General features: G+C 68.1%; 14 protein-coding genes. 13 read left to right on the top strand and 1 reads right to left on the bottom strand.

The features are described 5' to 3' along the window. Nucleotides 1-7: 7 nt before the first annotated feature. The 11 genes from ACGFH6_RS25290 (at nucleotide 8) to ACGFH6_RS25340 (ending at nucleotide 13,275) form a co-directional block, all read left to right on the top strand. A complete protein-coding gene (locus ACGFH6_RS25290; protein WP_393388338.1) occupies nucleotides 8-1,060 on the top strand; it encodes a zinc-binding dehydrogenase in 1,053 nt (350 codons plus the stop codon). Beyond that, the gene (locus ACGFH6_RS25295) at nucleotides 1,057-1,851 is read left to right on the top strand and encodes a sugar phosphate isomerase/epimerase family protein (protein WP_393388341.1); all 795 of its coding nucleotides are present in this window, start codon (nucleotides 1,057-1,059) and stop codon (nucleotides 1,849-1,851) included. Before ACGFH6_RS25290 ends, ACGFH6_RS25295 begins: the two co-directional genes overlap by 4 nt. A 172-nt stretch (nucleotides 1,852-2,023) precedes the next feature. Beyond that, entirely contained in the window at nucleotides 2,024-3,517 is a 1,494-nt protein-coding gene (locus ACGFH6_RS25300) for a sulfatase-like hydrolase/transferase (RefSeq protein ID WP_393388344.1), read from the top strand. Further along, the gene (locus ACGFH6_RS25305) at nucleotides 3,514-4,827 is read left to right on the top strand and encodes an ABC transporter substrate-binding protein (RefSeq protein ID WP_393388347.1); all 1,314 of its coding nucleotides are present in this window, start codon (nucleotides 3,514-3,516) and stop codon (nucleotides 4,825-4,827) included. Before ACGFH6_RS25300 ends, ACGFH6_RS25305 begins: the two co-directional genes overlap by 4 nt. Continuing rightward, nucleotides 4,824-6,053 carry an ROK family protein gene (locus tag ACGFH6_RS25310; protein ID WP_393388350.1) on the top strand — a complete coding sequence of 410 codons (1,230 nt, stop codon included), beginning with the start codon at nucleotides 4,824-4,826 and terminating at the stop codon, nucleotides 6,051-6,053. Before ACGFH6_RS25305 ends, ACGFH6_RS25310 begins: the two co-directional genes overlap by 4 nt. Then, nucleotides 6,046-7,125, top strand: a complete 1,080-nt coding sequence (locus ACGFH6_RS25315; protein WP_393388353.1) for an enolase C-terminal domain-like protein — start codon at nucleotides 6,046-6,048, stop codon at nucleotides 7,123-7,125. Before ACGFH6_RS25310 ends, ACGFH6_RS25315 begins: the two co-directional genes overlap by 8 nt. Before the next feature lie 3 nt (nucleotides 7,126-7,128). Beyond that, the gene (locus ACGFH6_RS25320) at nucleotides 7,129-8,049 is read left to right on the top strand and encodes a carbohydrate ABC transporter permease (protein WP_131362052.1); all 921 of its coding nucleotides are present in this window, start codon (nucleotides 7,129-7,131) and stop codon (nucleotides 8,047-8,049) included. After that, entirely contained in the window at nucleotides 8,039-8,932 is an 894-nt protein-coding gene (locus ACGFH6_RS25325) for a carbohydrate ABC transporter permease (RefSeq protein ID WP_393388356.1), read from the top strand. The genes ACGFH6_RS25320 and ACGFH6_RS25325 overlap by 11 nt, the downstream gene beginning before the upstream one ends. Continuing rightward, nucleotides 8,929-9,657 (top strand): SDR family NAD(P)-dependent oxidoreductase, encoded by a 729-nt coding sequence (locus tag ACGFH6_RS25330; protein WP_393388359.1) that lies wholly within the window; start codon nucleotides 8,929-8,931, stop codon nucleotides 9,655-9,657. The genes ACGFH6_RS25325 and ACGFH6_RS25330 overlap by 4 nt, the downstream gene beginning before the upstream one ends. 31 nt (nucleotides 9,658-9,688) lie before the next feature. Then, on the top strand, nucleotides 9,689-11,278 hold the full coding sequence (locus ACGFH6_RS25335; protein ID WP_393388362.1) for an arylsulfatase: 1,590 nt from the start codon (nucleotides 9,689-9,691) through the stop codon (nucleotides 11,276-11,278). A 14-nt stretch (nucleotides 11,279-11,292) separates the two neighbouring features. Then, on the top strand, nucleotides 11,293-13,275 hold the full coding sequence (locus ACGFH6_RS25340; protein WP_393388365.1) for a hypothetical protein: 1,983 nt from the start codon (nucleotides 11,293-11,295) through the stop codon (nucleotides 13,273-13,275). Nucleotide 13,276: 1 nt separating this feature from the next. On the opposite strand, the gene ACGFH6_RS25345 is transcribed toward ACGFH6_RS25340, so the two are convergent. Then, entirely contained in the window at nucleotides 13,277-14,485 is a 1,209-nt protein-coding gene (locus ACGFH6_RS25345) for an ROK family protein (protein ID WP_393388368.1), read from the bottom strand. Nucleotides 14,486-14,592: 107 nt separating this feature from the next. Between ACGFH6_RS25345 and ACGFH6_RS25350 the strand changes: the two genes are divergently transcribed. Then, nucleotides 14,593-16,098: an alpha-L-arabinofuranosidase C-terminal domain-containing protein gene (locus ACGFH6_RS25350; protein ID WP_393388371.1), complete on the top strand. Its 1,506-nt coding sequence runs from the start codon at nucleotides 14,593-14,595 to the stop codon at nucleotides 16,096-16,098. Between the two features lie 153 nt (nucleotides 16,099-16,251). Next, nucleotides 16,252-16,740 (top strand): hypothetical protein, encoded by a 489-nt coding sequence (locus tag ACGFH6_RS25355; RefSeq protein WP_393388374.1) that lies wholly within the window; start codon nucleotides 16,252-16,254, stop codon nucleotides 16,738-16,740. The last annotated feature ends 7 nt before the right edge of the window (nucleotides 16,741-16,747 follow it).

Below are 16,747 nucleotides of genomic sequence, written 5' to 3' on the forward strand. Positions count from 1 at the left end.
GAGACCTATGCCATCCCTGGTCAGATTCAGCTCACCTCGCGTCGCGGAGGTCGTGCCCGACATCGAGCGCACCCCGCAACCCGACGAGGTCCTGATTCGCACGTTGTACTCCGGCATCTCCGCGGGCACCGAACTGACGGCGTACCGCGGCAGCAACCCGTATCTGAACAAGCGATGGAACGACGACTCCCGGCTCTTCGTCGAGGGCGACACCTCGATCAGCTACCCCGTCGACGGTTGGGGGTACGAGGAGGTCGGCGAGGTCGTCTCGCTCGGCGCCGCGGCCGACGGCGTCAACGTCGGGGACGTGGTCTGGGGGACCTGGGGACATCGCAGCCATACGGTCAAGAAGGCGGCCTGGGCCGCGCAGCGGATCCTGGACGCGGGCGTTGATCCGCGGGTCGGGATCTTCAGCCAGATCGGCGGGATCGCGCTGAACCTGGTGCTGGACGCTGACATCCACATCGGCGAGACGGTCGCGGTCTTCGGCCTCGGCGTACCCGGGCAACTGGCCGCTCAGCTGGCCCGGCTGAACGGCGGCCGGGTGATCGCGATCGACGGGCTCCCTGCCCGCCGTCAACTGGCGCTGGACCTCGGCGCCGAGTGTGCCCTCGATCCCGCTGACGGTGGGATCGCCGAGCGGATCCGTGACCTGACCGAAGGCCGCGGCGCCGATGTGTGCCTGGAGGTGTCGGGCAGCTACCACGCCCTGCACGAGGCGGTTCGGTCGGTCGCGTACAGCTCCCGAGTCTGTGTCGCCGGCTTCATGCAAGGTGAGGGCGCCGGTTTGCTGCTGGGAGAGGAGTTCCATCACAACCGAGTGTCGCTGATCGGCTCGCAGATCTCGGGTGTCGCGCCGGCCTTGCAGCATCGCTGGAACTACGACCGCCTGGCGAGGACCGCGATCCAGCTTGCCTCGGACAAGCGGCTGAACGTGACCGACCTGATCACCCACACGGTGCCGATCGCTCAAGCCGCGGAGGCCTTCCAGATGCTCGACGAACGTCCGCAGGACGCGCTGCAGGTCGTGCTCAGCTTCGACCAGGAGGTGACCGCATGAGCTTCCGGCTTGCGGCCGCCGAGCTGACACTGCCCGGCGAGACGTTGGAGGAGAAGTTCAATCTCGTGCGGACGGTCGGCTTCGACGGGATCGAACTGTCCGCCCGTGGCGACGGGATCTTCGGAGCGCGGACCGACGAACTCCGGCGGGCCCGCGACGCCGGCGTACTGATGCCGACCGCGGTCGTGCACATGGACCACTTCATCGGAGACTTCGATGCCGACCGTCGCCGCGATGCGATCGAGCAGCTCAAGATCCAGTTGAGCACGATCGTGGCGGCGGGCGGCACCGGCATCGTCTCGCCGCACGCCTTCGGTCTGTTCTCCCGGCGGTTGCCGCCGTTCGTCCCGCCGCGTTCGGTGGAGGACTCCCGGGCGGCACTGGTCGAGGCTTTGCGTGAAGTGGGCGAGCACGCCGAGTCCGTGGGTGCGAAGGTCTACCTGGAACCGTTGAACCGGTTCGAGGACTTCGTGATCAACCAGTTGGCCGATGCGGTCTCGGTGGTCGAGGAGGTCGGGTCGCCCGGAGTCATGATCACCGCGGACACCTTCCACATGTCCATCGAGGAAGCCCGCGTCGGCGAGTCGATCAGGCAGGCCGGTTCGCTGATCGGCCACGTCCAGCTTGGCGACAGCAACCGCCTGGAGCCCGGTGCCGGCCACTACGACTGGCCGGAAACCCTGCAAGCCCTGGAAGCCATCGGTTACACCGGCTGGCTGGCCATGGAATGCGGCCTCAGCGGTCCGGTCGACCAGGTCCTGCCAAGGGTCGCCAAGCTGCTGTCACGCTGACCATCTTGTTGGTCCAGGCAACAAAAGGGAGGCGGCAGGGCTTTCCTTCCGGTTGAAGTTAATAGCCTCTCGTGGTGCTGTCAACCCCTCGGACGAGTGGTTGACAGGGTCGGTGCGGGCAATTAACTTCAGCTGGAAGTAAAGCCGCTGACCCCCCGACAAGGTGAGACGTGTGACCGACCGTCCGAATGTGCTGGTCGTCATGGCTGACGAGCAGAGCTGGAACACGATGGGCTGGACCGGCAACCCCGCGGCGCGGACGCCGTACCTGGATGAACTGGCGGGGGAGTCGACCGTCTTCGACGCGTGCTACACGCCGTTCCCGCTGTGCTGCCCGGCGCGGACGAGTCTGTGGACCGGCCTGATGCCTCGGCATCACGGCGTGCTGGGGAACTGGCGGCCGATCGAGCCACAGTTGCGTACGGCGGGGGTCGCGCAGGCGTTCGCCGCCGCGGGCTATCACACGCACTACAACGGCAAGTGGCACGTTCCCGGTACGACGCCGGACCGGATGGGGTGGGCCGACAGCAGTGCGATTCCCGCCGTACTGCGTGGTCAGGATCGTGGCCGGTACATCGAGGAGTACCGCTCCTGGGCGGGCGAACGGGGGTACGCGTTCGACCCGGACCACATCGAGAACCTCACCGCACCCGACCTGGAAGCGCTGGCCGAGCGGCCGTACGCGACATCGAGCGTCCCACTGGAGTCGTTCCTCGAGAAATGGCAGTGCGACAGGTTCCTGACCGGGCTCGATCAGCGTCCCGCGGACAAGCCGTGGCTGGCCGTGTGCTCGTTCAACGCACCGCACTTCCCGATGCTCGTCCCGAGCCCGTACGACAAACTCATCGATCGCGACCAGGTCCGGCTCCCCGAGAGCTGGTCGACGGGTACGGCGACCAAGCCGCGCGAGGTGCGGGAGTCGCACTTCGCCCGCGACTTCGAGGGCCTCAGCGAGCAGGACTGGATCGAGGTCACCAGCCACTACCTCGGGCTGTGCGCCCTCGTCGACAGCCAGTTCGGCCGGATCCGCCAGTACCTGGAGGACGCCGGCGAGTGGGACCGGACGGTCGTCGTCTTCACGTCCGACCACGGTGACCTGATGGGCGCCCACCGGCTGATGGAGAAGGGCCACTGGCTGCACTACGAGGAAGACCTCCGGGTGCCGTTGATCGTGCGTCACCCGGACGGCCGGCAGAGCCGCACCGCGAACTTCGTGTCGCTGTGCGACATCGGACCGACCTTGACCGAGGTCGCCGGGGTGCCCTGGCACGAACCGCAGGACGGGCGTTCGTTCGCGGCGATGCTCGGCGACGACTCCGCGGCACCGACGCGCGACTACGTGACCGCCGAGACGATGCTGCACGACGGTCGTCCCGGTGGGAACGGAGATCCGTTCCATGCAAGAGATTGGCAGTACCCGAGAGACAGTCTGAACCTGTCCGTCCGCACCGCGGATCATCGCTACATCTTCCGGTCTCACGACGAGGCCGAGCTGTACGACCTGGCTGCCGACCCCTGGGAGCAGCACAACATCGCGGCCACGGCCGAGGGAGCACCGACGGCGGCGTCGCTGGCCAAGCTCCTTGCGGACGAGGTGGCCGACGTACTTCCCGACGCCGCGGCTCTGGTCCGCGCCGGCTCATCGAAAGCGAAGGCCACATCATGACCCGCACACACCTGTCCCGGCGCACGTTCCTGCAGCTGGGTGCCGCGGCGGCCGGAGTCGCCGCCGTCTCCTCCTGCTCCCGCGGCCTCGGTGGCTCCTCGTCGAGCGGCGGCGGATCCAGCGCGGCCCTGGAGGTGATGTTCTGGGGCGAAGGAGACCAGAACAAGAAGCTCATCGAGGCCCTCGACGTCTACCAGAAGAGCGAGGGTGCGGCGAAGGTCAACCCGCAGTACTCCGGGTTCTCGGGGTACTACGACAAGCTCGCCACCCGAGTTGCCGGCGGCAACCCACCGGACGTGTTCCAGATCCATCTGCCGTACCTGATGGAGTACGTCAAGCGCGGTGCGGTGCAGCCGCTGGACCAGTACAAGGACGACCTCGGTCTCGACTCGATGCCGGACTACGTGTCGACGACGATCAAGGCGGACGGCAAGTACTACTTCGCCCTGCTCGGCGCCGCGACCCAGCCGGCCATCATCGTCAACACGACGAAGCTCAAGGGCCTCGGTCTGGCAGCGCCCAGCCCCGACTGGACGCTCGACGAGTACAAGGCCACGATGGCGGAGGTCTGGGGCAAGAGCGGTCACAAGCTCGCCGGTACGGCGGATCAGGGCGGCAGCCCGATCGCCCTCGAATCCTTCCTGCGCGGTCGCGGCAAGGCGCTGTTCGGTGACGCGGGCTCGCTCGGGTTCGGTCAGGACGACATGGCGGCCTGGCTGCAGCTCTGGCAGGACCTGCGGGGCAACGGAGCCGCCGTACCGATGGCCTTGACGGCGGCTGCGACCGGGTTCCAGAACGACCCGGTGACGGTCGGCAAGGCGGCGTACACCGGTACGGCGACGTCGCGAGGCCTGCCGTCGATGCAGAGTCTGACGAAGGACACGTTGAGTCTCGGCACGTTCCCGTCCGGTGGTGCGGGCTCCCAGCCCGGCACGAACATCATTCCGGCCGGCTGGTTCGCGATCTCGCCCAAGTCCAAGAACATCGAGGGCGCCGTGTCGATGCTCAAGTTCCTCACCAGCAAGCCGGAGGCGGCCAACGCGATGGGCCTGGCCCGTGGCGTCCCGATCCCCGAGGACATTCGCGCCACGGTCGCGAAGTCCGCGACGGGCCTGAACAAGCTGGTGCTCGAGAACTATGCGCTGGTCGCGTCGAAGGGTCCGGCGGCGCTGCAGATGTACCCGCCCGGCGCGAGCAAGCTCCTGCAGACCTCGCTGCCGAACGCGAACCAGGTCGTCGGCTTCGGCAAGAGCACAGTCGCTCAGGCGGTGACCAAGTTCTTCGCGGACGCTCAGGCCGCGCTCAAGTGAGTACTGCCTGCCAGGGCCGGCGGCTGCGGTCGGCGCAGCCGTTCGACGTCCGGCAGCAGAACTACTCGGCGATCCTGCGTGCGGTGATGCAGCACGGTCCGATCGCGCGGTCGGAGCTCTCCGGGCTCACCGGAATGGCGACGGGCACGATGACGAAGCTCACCGGGCTGCTGTCCGAGGCGGGCCTGCTGCGCGAGTTGCCGGCCGAGTCCGGTCACGGCGCGCTCGGCCGGCCGCGAACCCCGATGGTCGTCGACGACCGGGCCCATCGCGTGGTCGGCGTACATTTCGGACTGCGCCGTACTACTGTCTGCCTGCTGGATCTGCGCGGCGCGTTGCTGGCCGAGGTACGTCTCCCGCATCGCCGACGCGGCTTCGAACCGCTTGTCGCCCAGGCGGTCGAAGGGATCCAGGAGCTGACTTCGCGGACCCCGGGCAGGATTCTGGGGGTCGGCGCGAGCACCGGCGGCTGGGTCGATCGTGAAGCCGGTGTGGTGCGCGACCATCGAGTACTGCGGTGGCGGGACGCTCCGCTGCGGGATGCGCTGGCGGGCGGTCTGGGGATGCCTACGGAGGTCGACTCCAGCTTCCGGGCGTTGGCCATGGCCGAGCGCTGGTTCGGTGGCGCCCAGGGTGTGGACGATCTGATCGGGCTGTTCGTCGGGAACGTCGTGGGTGCCGGTTTCCTGCTCGGCGGCCGGGTGTTCCCGGGCTACTGCGCGGCCGCGGGAACCGTCGATCACCTCTCGGTGGGTGTGACGGCCGACGAGGTCTGTTCCTGTGGGCGGCGGGACTGTCTGCACGTGGCGGCCAGTGATCTCGCGGTACTCGCGCGTGCCCGCAAGGAAGGTGTGATCGGGACGCGAGGGACGCTGGAGCGTCTCGTCCAGGCCGCCAGGGACGGCGATGCTCGTGCGGACGCTCTCTTGGTCGCGAGGGCGGAGCTGGTGGGTGTCGCGGCCGGCACGTTGATCGACATGCTCGACCCCGAGGTGGTCGTCGTGAGCGGCGGTGTGGTCGATGCGCCGGAGTACCTCGAGTCCGTCCAGCGGGGAGCCCGCGTGTACCTCCGCGACAAGCGCCCGGTGGATGTCGATTCGGTGGTGCGACTGAGCGCGTTCGGCACAGATGGCGTAGCGGTCTCCGCGGCCAGCGTGATCCTCGATCGGATCTACGCGGCACCGGCGGAGTTCGTCCCCGGACTACTCGAGTTGCGCTATGGGTGATGTCGACTCGGTGGAAGTCTGGTCGCACCAGGCGTCGCGGCGCAGTGCGTGGGTGATGGTCGAGGTGGTTGCAGACGGCACCCGAGGTGTCGGCGAGCTCTCCGACGGAGCACCGTTGGACATCTTGGTGAACGCCGCGCGCTCGGTCAGCTCGGTGGTGATCGGGCTTCCGCTGGACGTGGCCCGGACGACGCTGCGTCGGCAGCTGGAGAAGCTGAGGACCGCCGGCGAGGACGCGTTCCTGTGGTCCACCGTCCTCGGTGGCTACGAGGCTGCCTTCGCGGATCTGCAGGCACGCCTCGAGGGCAGACCGCTCTCGACGTCGCTCGGCCTCGGCGAACCGCAGCCCGTGCGGTTGTACGCCAACCTCAACCGCACGTATGGCGGTGACGGTCCGGAGGCGATCCTCGCGGCGGCACTGGATGCCACCAGCAACGGATTCCCCGCACTGAAAGTGGCGCCGTTCCTGGACAACCAGGCCCGCGGAATGCGCGGCGCCCAGTTGATTGACGCAGGCATCGAACTCGTCGCACGCGTTCGGGACGCGCTTCCGAGCGACGTACAGCTCATGGTCGACTGTCACCACCTGGTCCCCGCCGAACTGCTCGATGTCGTCGTCCGGGAGCTGGCGCCGATGGGGCTGCACTGGGTCGAGGACCTTGTGCCCATCGGTGACCGGTCCGGGATGGAAAGGGCAGCGGCCGGCGGCCTCGCGCTGGCCGCGGGGGAGCACATCTGGAATCCGGAGGCTGCTGCGGCCGCGTGTGCCACGGGTGCACTCCGGTACTGGTTGGTCGATCCCAAGCACGCCGGCGGTCCGGTCGGCGTCGCACGGATCGCCGAGGCAGTCGAAGGTACGCAACTGACGTTCCACAATCCGAGCGGTCCGATCGGTACCGCCCACGCGGCTCATCTCGCCGGACTGGCCGGTACGACGACCTGGCTCGAGTTCGCGTGGGGCGAAGCGGATCGCACCGCCTTCGTCGAGCCTGCCGAGCCCGTGAACGACGGGATCATCCGGCCGGCCGGTCCCGGCATCGGCTGCCGGCCTCGTTCCCGCCGAAAGGAGTGATCCATGGCAATCACCTATCCGACGATCCGTGGCGAGCGGAAGCGTCGTACCCGCTACCAGAACGGCTGGGCGCTGGCCTTCCTGGCACCGTGGCTGGTGGGCTTCCTGGCGTTCACCGCAGGTCCGATGCTGATGTCGCTGTATCTCGCCTTCACCGACTACGACCTGCTGTCGGCACCGAAGTGGATCGGCGCAGGCAACTTCAGCCGGATGTTCGGTGCCGATCCGCTGTTCCTGCAGTCCCTGAAGGTGACCGCGATCTATGTCTTCGTCGGTACGCCGCTCAGTCTGACCTTCGCCCTCGCGGTCGCGGTGGTCCTCAACCGGGGACTGCGCGGCCTCGACTTCTATCGCTCGGCCATCTACCTGCCGTCGCTGTTCGGTGGCAGCGTGGCGATCGCGGTGCTGTGGCGGAAGGTCTTCAACGGCGACGGGCTGGTCAACCAGGTGCTGGCCCTCGTCGGTATCCACGGTCCGTCCTGGATCTCCGAACCGCACACCGCGCTGGGCACGCTGATCGCTCTCGAGGTGTGGCAGTTCGGTGCCCCGATGGTGATCTTCCTGGCCGGGCTCCGGCAGATTCCGCGAGAGTTCTACGAAGCGGCCCAGGTCGACGGTGCGAGCCGGTGGCGCCAGTTCTGGAGCATCACGATGCCGTTGCTGAGCCCGATCCTGTTCTTCAATCTGACCCTGCAACTGATCCGGTCGTTCCAGGCGTTCGCGCCGGCGTTCATCATCAGCGACGGTTCGGGCGGGCCGGCCGACTCCACGCTCTTCTATTCCCTTTACCTCTATCAGGAGGGGTTCGTGAACTTCGACATGGGCTACGCCGCGGCGATGGCCTGGATGCTGGTGCTGCTGGCCGGCGCGGTCGTCGCGGTCAACTTCATCTTCAGCCGGTACTGGGTGCACTATGGCGACTGAACGACTCGCCGCGATCCGGGACGACGCCGACACCCGTCCGGCCGTCCGCCGCTGGGCGCCGGGACGGCGCCTGCTGGCCCACTTCGCGCTCATCGTGGTCACGCTCGTCATGCTCTATCCGCTGGTGTGGATGGTGGCGAGCTCCTTCAAACCGACCGACGAGATCTTCTCCCAACCCGGGCTGATTCCGCGGCACCTGCAGCCGTCGAACTACGCCGAGGGCTGGCGGGGAGTGTCCACCGCGTTCAGCATCTTCATCGAGAACTCACTGCTGATCTCGCTGTTCGCCATCGTCGGGAACGTGATCTCGTGCAGCCTCGCCGCGTTCGCGTTCGCCCGGCTCAACTTCATCGGGCGGCGGATCGCCTACGCGACGATGCTGGTGACGCTGATGCTGCCGACCCACGTCACGCTGGTGCCGCAGTACATCTTGTTCAACAAGCTGGGCTGGGTGAACACGTTCTACCCGTTGTTCGTGCCGCACTTCTTCGCCGTCGACGCGTTCTTCGTGCTGTTGATGGTGCAGTTCATCCGGTCGCTGCCGCGCGAGCTGGACGAGGCCGCGCGGCTGGACGGCTGCAATCCCTGGAAGATTTACCGCTACATCGTGTTCCCGTTGCTGCGGCCGGCGTTGGTCACCACCATCATCTTCACGTTCATCTGGACCTACAACGACTTCTTCAAGCAGCTCATCTACCTCAACGACGTCGAGCTGTTCACCGTGCCGCTGGGGCTGCGCCAGTTCCTCGACTCGACCGGCGACTCGTCCTGGGGGCCGATGCTTGCCATGAGCACCGTTGCCCTCCTCCCGCCGCTCGTCCTGTTCATCACGTTCCAGCGGAGGATCGTCGACGGAGTCGCCACGTCTGGCCTGAAGGGATGAGATCCGTTGCCCTGGTGACCGGCGCGGGTGGCGGCGTCGGCTCCGCGGTCGCCTCGACGCTCGCGGCTGGTGGCTGGGCGGTGGTGGGCGTCGACCTGGTGGAGCGGCCCGCCTGCCTCGCGGCTGCGGGAGCGGTGGAGTGGGTCGTGGGCGACGTCCGCGACGAGACGAGCATCGGCCGCGCGGTCGAGACCGCGGCTCACCTGGGCCGTTTGAGTGGCTTGGTGACGGCGACCTTGACCGAGCATCGTGGTGCGCTCGAGGGTCTCGACCGGCGTGCCCTCGCGGAGGTGTACGACGTTCAGGTCGCCGCTGCGTGGGCTTGGAGTACGGCGGTCGCCGATGCGGCGTCGGGCGACGGATCGATCGTCCACATCTCGAGCGTGCATGCGCAGCGGGCAGCTCCCGGCATGGCGGCGTACGCGATGGGCAAGGCCGCTCTGGACGCCCTGGTCCGGGCGGGCGCGGTGGAGTGGGGCCGCCAGGGTGTGCGCTGCAACGCCGTCCTTCCGGGTTTCGTCCCGGTGCAGCGGAACAAGGAGCGTTGGTGCGATCCGAGTGCTGCCGAAAGCCTGCTGGCCGAGCATCCACTCGGCCGTTTCGTCACCGCCGAGGACGTGGCGCAGGTCGTTGCCTTCCTCCTCGGACCGTACGCCCGTGGAGTGACAGGGGTGTCGCTCCCGGTCGACGGAGGAATGCTCGCCACGTTGCCACGGTGGGCCTGATGCGAACACCCGAAGCTCTTGGAGGCCTTGCATGGAAACGAATGTCCTCATCATCCTCGTCGATGACATGGGGTACTCCGACATCGGCTGCTACGGCGGCGAGATCGGTACGCCGAACATCGACCGGCTCGCCGGGAACGGCGCCCGCCTGACGAACTTCTACAACACCGCCCGCTGCAGCCCTTCGCGCGCGTCGCTGCTGACCGGTCTGCACCCACACCAGACCGGTGTCGCCGAGCTGGTGAACAACGACGGCCCTGGCGGCTATCCGGGCAGCCTCAGCGATCGGTGCGCCACGCTGGCCGAGACATTCCGGGCTGCCGGATACCACACGCACATGACTGGCAAGTGGCACCTGTCCAACGAACGCGAGCAGCCGGATCAGAGCTGGCCGACACGTCGTGGGTTCGAGCGCTTCTGGGGGACGATCAGCGGCGCCGGCAGCTATTTCCAGACCACCACGTTGCACGACGGCGAAACGCCCGTACCGCTGTCCGAGCTCGGGCCGGACTTCTACTACACCGACGAGATCGGTTCACATGCGGCGGCGGCGATCCGGGACGCGGCCGAGGGTGAGCGCCCGTTCTTCGGGTACGTCGCCTTCACCGCGCCGCACTGGCCGTTGCACGCCAAGGAATCCGACCTGGCGGAGACCCGCGGCCTCTTCGACGAGGGCTGGGACGTCCTGCGGACCCGCCGTCGTCAGCGTCAGCTCGATGCCGGGATTTGCGCGGACGACGCGACGCTCGACCACCGCGATCCGGCCGTTCCGGCGTGGACGGACGAACCGGAACAGAAGTGGCAGCTCGAACGGATGGAGGCCTACGCCGCGCAGGTGCGCGCCATGGACCGGGCCGTCGGCACGATTCTCACCGCGCTGGAAGAGACCGGACAGGCCGGCAACTCGATCGTGCTCTTCCTGTCCGACAACGGGGGCTGCGCCGAGGAGCTCCGCAGCGATCCCGAGGGCGCGGCGCGGTTCCGGCAGCACCATCTGATCATCCCGCCCAGCGCACCGGACGGTACGCCGATGCGCGTGGGCAACTCGCCCGACATCCGCCCGGGAACCGCGGACACCTACACCAGCTACGGACAGGCCTGGGCGAACCTCTCGAACACGCCCTTCCGTCTGTACAAGCGGTGGGTGCACGAAGGCGGTATCGCGACCCCGCTGATCGTGTCGTGGCCGGACGGTGGCCTGACCGACGGCGTGATCGCCGCGCCGCACCAGCTGACCGACATCGCGCCGACGTTGCTGGAGGCAACCGGTGTGCCGCCGCTCGCCGAGCGCGACGGGCACGCGATGCCCGCGTTGCCGGGTGTCAGCATGCTCGAGCTGCTCCGCGGCGGCGAGGCCGAACCCCACGATCTGTGCTGGGAACACATCGGCAACGCGGCGATCCGCTCCGATCGCTGGAAGCTCGTCCGCGAGTACGAAGGACCGTGGGAGCTGTACGACCTGCTGACCGACCGGAGCGAGAGCAACAACCTCGCCGACGCGCAGCCGGAACGAGTCCAGGAGCTGGCGACTCGCTGGCAGACCTGGGCGAATACGGTCGGGGTCATTCCGTACGGCGATGTGCTGGCTGCCCGCGCCACGATGCCGACCCAGCCCGCCTGACGGAGGTTGCAGACATGAGGAGAACGACAGGGGCGATCGCCGTCGTACTGGTCGCCGCCGGACTCACCCAGGCTGCCGCCCGACCGCCGAGCCGGGTGGAGATCCGGGTCGATCGGGCGCCGCTGGTGATGGCGGACGGAACGCCCGCGCCGACGATCGAGCCGGCGATCTTCGGTGCGAACGCTCGGTGGATCGACGACGAGCTCGGTGCCTGGGATCCGGCGACGCACGGTCCGGCGGCCGGGTTCGCCGACGCGGCCGCGGCGGCGCGGCTCGACCTGATCCGCTACCCGGGTGGGACGGTCGCGAACTTCTTCGATTTCAAGTCGGCGATCGGTCCGGTGGGGCAGCGCGGATGCCAGACGTCCGGCGGCTTCGCGGCGGTTCGCTTCGGCGCGATTTCCGGTGCGCGGAACGGGTTCGGGCCGGACGAGGAGGAGGCTCTGGTCTCGGCGATCGGCGCGAAGACCATGGTCATGGTGCCGTCGATCAACCAGAAGTCGGCGGATGCGGCTGACTATGTCGAGTACATGAACTCGCCCAGCGACGGTACGGCGAGCAACCCCAACGGAGGCACTGACTGGGCCGAAGTACGTGCTGCCAACGGCCATCCGGCGCCGTACGGGATCAAGATCTGGGAGTACGGCAACGAGCCGTTTCTCGACGGTCAGCGCTACTGGCGCGACGAGGATCAGCAGGTCCGGGTGAAGCAGTTCATCGAGGGCGGGTGGAGTCGGCAGACGGCGGCATCGGTGACCTACCAGAACGACGACGGGCTGTTCACGGGCTGCGATCTGGTGAACCGGCGGACCGGTACGGGCGCGGCCGACCAGACCTACCGAACGCGGTACCGGCCGATCGCCTTGCCTGCGGACGCGACGGCCGAGTCCGGCCCGATCGCGGAACCGGTGCTGACCGTGAACGGAGTGCGATGGACGCGGGTGGACTCACTGGCGACCGCCGGACCGAGCGAGCAGGTGTACCGCATCGGAACGGCTGACGGCACGGTCAGCTTCGGCGACGGGGTCCACGGTGCGGTGCCGCCGAAGGACGCCAAGCTGAGCATCGAGTACACCACTGGCCGTCAGGACGGCTTCCTCGACTTCGTCCGCGCGATGAAGGCGGTCGATCCGAAGATCACGGTCTGCTCCGGCTGGGGCAAGGCGGAGTTCGTCGATGCCATGGGCAACCGCCCGTACGACTGCCTGGGCATCCACTCCTACACCGATCAGCAGGGCGGTGACGCCGACGGCGCGTACACGCCGACGCAGCTCTATCAGCGCTTGATGAGCGTGAGCGACGCTCCGACCCAGGAGCTGACCGATCTGCGCCGCCAACTCGGCCGGTACTTCCCGGACCCGCGCAAGCGGCCCGCGCTCGCGGTCACGGAGTACGGCACCATCAGCCAGAACGGTCCGACCGGAGTCAGTACGCCGGCCAACTTCACGGCGATGCAGATGCACAACGTCTACGAGACCGCGTTGCTGATCGGTCAGATCGCCAACGGCGTACGACTGTCGATCAACTCGAACCTCAACGGTGGGCCGAACGCCGATCCGGCGAAGCGGGACTGGGGCAACATCCTCGGGTCTCCGCCAGGCTTCGGCGTCACCGGACGCGCGCTGTCGCTCACGCTCGCCGCGCCGATGATCGGCGCCGCGCCGCGGAAGGTGACGATGACGGGCAATCCGGTGCCGGCCGGCCAGGACTACTCGGCCGTTGTGGCCGCCGCGACCCGGACGAACGACGGCGTCCAGTTGCTGGTCGTCAACCGGAGCCTCGACCAGGCGGTTCCGATCACGGTCGATCCGGGCGGCGGTCAGGCGGTGAAGTCGGCATCTCGGACCACCGTGACCGACGACGACATCACGGCGTACAACAACGACGTGATGCAGCCGGTGCAGCGGACGACGACGCCTCTGCGGGCGACAGGGCGGAAGGTCGATGCCGAGCTGCCGCCGCACTCGGCGAACCTGATCGAGCTGAGGTATCGCTGAGTCAGCCGGCGGTGGCGGTCAGCGCCGGGACGAAGGCCTCGGGGGAGCGGTAGACGGCGTCCAGCATGATCGCGCCGGCGGCGATGCCCAGGGCGTGTGGTCCGAACGCGCTCGCCAGGATCCGCGCGGTGGCATCGCCGCCCCGGCCGGATGCGAGCCTGTCCTGCGCGGCGTCGCGCACGACCGCGACGTGGTCGACCGGGGCGCTGACCCCGCCGCCGATGACGACGAGCTCGGGATCGAGGAGCTCGATCAGGGTGGCGGTCGCCGTCCCGACCACGCCGGCGCGATCTTGGAGCAGCCGTCGAGCCTGCGGATTGCCGGAGACTGCCAGGGCGAAGACGTCGTAGACCTCCTGATCGTCCGTGATCAGGCCGGCGGCGCGGGCCCGGCGGGCGGTTTCGAGGTCTCCGGCGACCATCGCGAAGCAGCGGCGGCTGCCACAGACGCAGGTCTGGCCGGATCGGCCGGCGACCGGCAGGTGATCCAGCCCGCCCGCGGCCGAGTGCGCTCCCCGGTACGGCGACCCGTTGAACACGAAGCCGGCGCCGACGACGTTGCCGACGAACAGGTGGATGAAGTTGTCCACGCCGGCCGCCGCCCCGAACCAGTGCTCGGCGAGCGCCAGCGCCCGCACCTGCGAATCGACCAGCACCGGAAGGCCCACCAGGTCATGGAGCGCCTCCGCCAGCGGGGCCTCCTGCCACCCCAGCACCGGCTGGCTGTGCACCTGTCCGCTCGAGCTGTCGACCCAGCCGCCAGTGCTCGCGCCGACCCCGAGAACAGTCAGGCCGTGACTGTCGATCATCTTCCGCACCGATCGGGCCGCGCCCCGGAGCAGGGGTCTGAGGTTCGTCGTGCGCTCGGTCGCGGGGATCTCGGCGACGAGTTGTCCGCGCAGATCGATCAGGCAGGTGTTGATCCGGTGCAGGCCGAAGTGCACGCCGATGACGCCGTACGTCGACTCGTCGATGGCGACCGGGACCTTCGGGCGGCCCATGCCCCGCGTCGTCGGCTCCGCGGCTTCCCTGACCAGCCCCGCCCGCGCGAGGGCACCGGTGAGCCTGGTCACCGACCCGGTGGACATGCCGATCGCGGACGCGAGATCCGTGCGGGCTGTCGGTCCGGACCGCATGAGCTCACGCATGATCGTCGAGTAGTTCTGCTGCCGGACATCGCTGAGCTGGGCAGAACGCATGAGCTCTTTCATGCCGTCGGTTCTAGCACTGCCCGGGCCCTGGGCCAACTGTTGACACGCTGACCCCGGATATTTATCTTCAAGGCAGAGATAAGTCGACGAAGGGACTGCGGCCAGTGATGCCAGCGAGGTTCAAGCTGCGAGGAACTGTCAACGGGACGATCCGGCCGGAGATCTACGGGCAGTTCCTGTCCCGCCGTCGCTGGGTGGCCGACGAGGCCCTGCACAATCCCGGTCATCCTGACGCGGACGCGTCGGGTTTGCGACGGTCGGTCGTCGACGCGGTCAGCGAGCTCGGGGCGCCGGTCGTCCGCTGGCCGGGTGGGTGCACCGGGACGTCGTACGAGTGGGAACGCGGGGTCGGTCCGAGCGAGCAGCGCGCGCGGACGGTCGACTGGCACTTCGGGTACGACGTCGGCAACGGCTTCGGTACGGCGGAGTTCGTCGCGTACTGCCGGCGGATCGGCGCCGAGCCGCAGATCAACCTGACGACTGGGACCGGGTCCCTGCGTGAGGCGCTCGCGTGGGTCGAGTACTGCAACGGCACCGGCGATTCGGTGTGGGCCAACCTGCGACGCTCGCACGGGTACGACGAACCCTTCGGCGTCCGCTACTGGCAGATCGGCAACGAGGAGTGGGGGCCGTGGGAGCTCGGACAGGTGGGTCCGCAGGAGAACGCCGTACGATGCCGCGAATGGGCCAAAGCGATCAAGCGTCTGGACCCGGAGCTGAAGGTGCTCGCGATCGGCTGCTTCGAGCCGTCGCAGGCACTCGACTGGAATCTGGCTCTACTGCGTGAGGCGTGGGATCACATCGACTACCTGACGCTGCACACCTACTGGCCGTTCGATCCCGACGCTGACAGCGGGGACTACGAGCGTGTCCTCAGCGGTCCGTACCGCACGGAGAGCGCGATCGTCGCGATCCAGGGACTCGTGGACCTGGTGGCGCGGGAGAAGCCCGGTACGCCGAAGCCGGAGTTGGCCTTCACCGAGTGGAACTGCGCGGATGCGACCCGGTTCGAGATGAGTCCGAAGTGGCGCCCGGCCGACACGCGCTACCGGACGGTCGACGCGCTGGCGGTCGGATCGTTCCTCAACGTCATGCAGCGGCAGGCCGGCAGCGTCACGCTGGCGAACTTCGCCCAGACCATCAACGTCGTGGGAGCTCTGGTTGTCACCGACGACGAGTTGGTGCGCGAGACCGTCTACTGGCCGCTGTGGATGCAGCGCCGGTACAGCGGCGGGATCTCGCTTGCCGGTGACACCATCTGTTCGAACGTCGCCGGTGAATCGCTCGAACGTACGGCGATCGAACTGCCGGCCGTCGACGTGAGCGCCTCGGCGGATCGGGGCGAAACGACCGTTTGGTTGTCAGTGGTCAACCGGGATCGCCACCAGTCCGTGCGGCTGTCCGTCGAGCTAGGACAGCCGCTCGCGACCAACGTGGTGCGGGTCCATCAACTGCACACGGACGATCCGCTGGACCGCAACAGCCTGGCCGAACCGGACCGCGTCGCTCCGCGGTCGGACGAGGTCAAGCTGGACGACGACCTTGCCTTGGTCCTGCCACCAAGCTCCTACTCGATCATCGAGCTGACCACGACCGCGCCTGTTGTGGCGTGAAGTAGCCCTCTCGGAGGGGGAGTTGGCTTCGGAGTACGTCGTCGGGCGTACATCGGGTGCCGCCGCTGAGCCGATGCGGGAGCACAGTGGTTCAACCGACTCTTGGATGGATGCGACGCGGTCCTGCGTCGCCCACCCGAAAGGAGGAGGACCATGAATCAGCATCACGTCAGCCGGCGCTTCCCGGCCACGGATCTGCCGACGTGGCTGATGCTTCTGCTGGTCGCGCTCGCGGTGCCGCGGACGGTCCTGGAGGACCTGGGCATCGTCGAACCGGAAGGCTCGTTGTTCTACTACTTCCTCGCCTTGGTGCCGTTCGCGGTCTGGCTGGTCGTGGCGGTCGTACGCAGGAGTCGTCGCCCGTTCCTGGACTTCCTGATGATCGGCGTCCTCTACGCACTGTCGCTGGTGCTTGTCCACCAGGTGCTGTGGAACGTCGGGCCGTCGCTCGGCCACAACCCACCCGCCGGCGCGGTCGCTTTCGCCGACCACTTCAGCACAAGCTGGCAGGACCTCGCGCTGCGTGGGTACACCAGCGGCATCGCCCTGATGATCGGCGTAGGCTCGGGCCTGGCCGTCGCCATCGTTGCCCTGGGCGCCAACGCCTGGAAAGACCGCCGCTCAGCCGCGAAGGCGGCATGACACGAGC

The sequence above is a fragment of the Kribbella sp. NPDC049227 genome, assembly GCF_043197265.1.
GTDB lineage: Bacteria > Actinomycetota > Actinomycetes > Propionibacteriales > Kribbellaceae > Kribbella.

Coding starts and splice junctions, on each gene's coding strand:
- ACGFH6_RS25290 (WP_393388338.1), top strand. CDS start 8: ATGCCATCCCTGGTCAGATTCAGCTCACCTCGCGTCGCGGAGGTCGTG.
- ACGFH6_RS25295 (WP_393388341.1), top strand. CDS start 1,057: ATGAGCTTCCGGCTTGCGGCCGCCGAGCTGACACTGCCCGGCGAGACG.
- ACGFH6_RS25305 (WP_393388347.1), top strand. CDS start 3,514: ATGACCCGCACACACCTGTCCCGGCGCACGTTCCTGCAGCTGGGTGCC.
- ACGFH6_RS25315 (WP_393388353.1), top strand. CDS start 6,046: ATGGGTGATGTCGACTCGGTGGAAGTCTGGTCGCACCAGGCGTCGCGG.
- ACGFH6_RS25320 (WP_131362052.1), top strand. CDS start 7,129: ATGGCAATCACCTATCCGACGATCCGTGGCGAGCGGAAGCGTCGTACC.
- ACGFH6_RS25325 (WP_393388356.1), top strand. CDS start 8,039: ATGGCGACTGAACGACTCGCCGCGATCCGGGACGACGCCGACACCCGT.
- ACGFH6_RS25330 (WP_393388359.1), top strand. CDS start 8,929: ATGAGATCCGTTGCCCTGGTGACCGGCGCGGGTGGCGGCGTCGGCTCC.
- ACGFH6_RS25335 (WP_393388362.1), top strand. CDS start 9,689: ATGGAAACGAATGTCCTCATCATCCTCGTCGATGACATGGGGTACTCC.
- ACGFH6_RS25340 (WP_393388365.1), top strand. CDS start 11,293: ATGAGGAGAACGACAGGGGCGATCGCCGTCGTACTGGTCGCCGCCGGA.
- ACGFH6_RS25345 (WP_393388368.1), bottom strand. CDS start 14,485: ATGAAAGAGCTCATGCGTTCTGCCCAGCTCAGCGATGTCCGGCAGCAG.
- ACGFH6_RS25350 (WP_393388371.1), top strand. CDS start 14,593: ATGCCAGCGAGGTTCAAGCTGCGAGGAACTGTCAACGGGACGATCCGG.
- ACGFH6_RS25355 (WP_393388374.1), top strand. CDS start 16,252: ATGAATCAGCATCACGTCAGCCGGCGCTTCCCGGCCACGGATCTGCCG.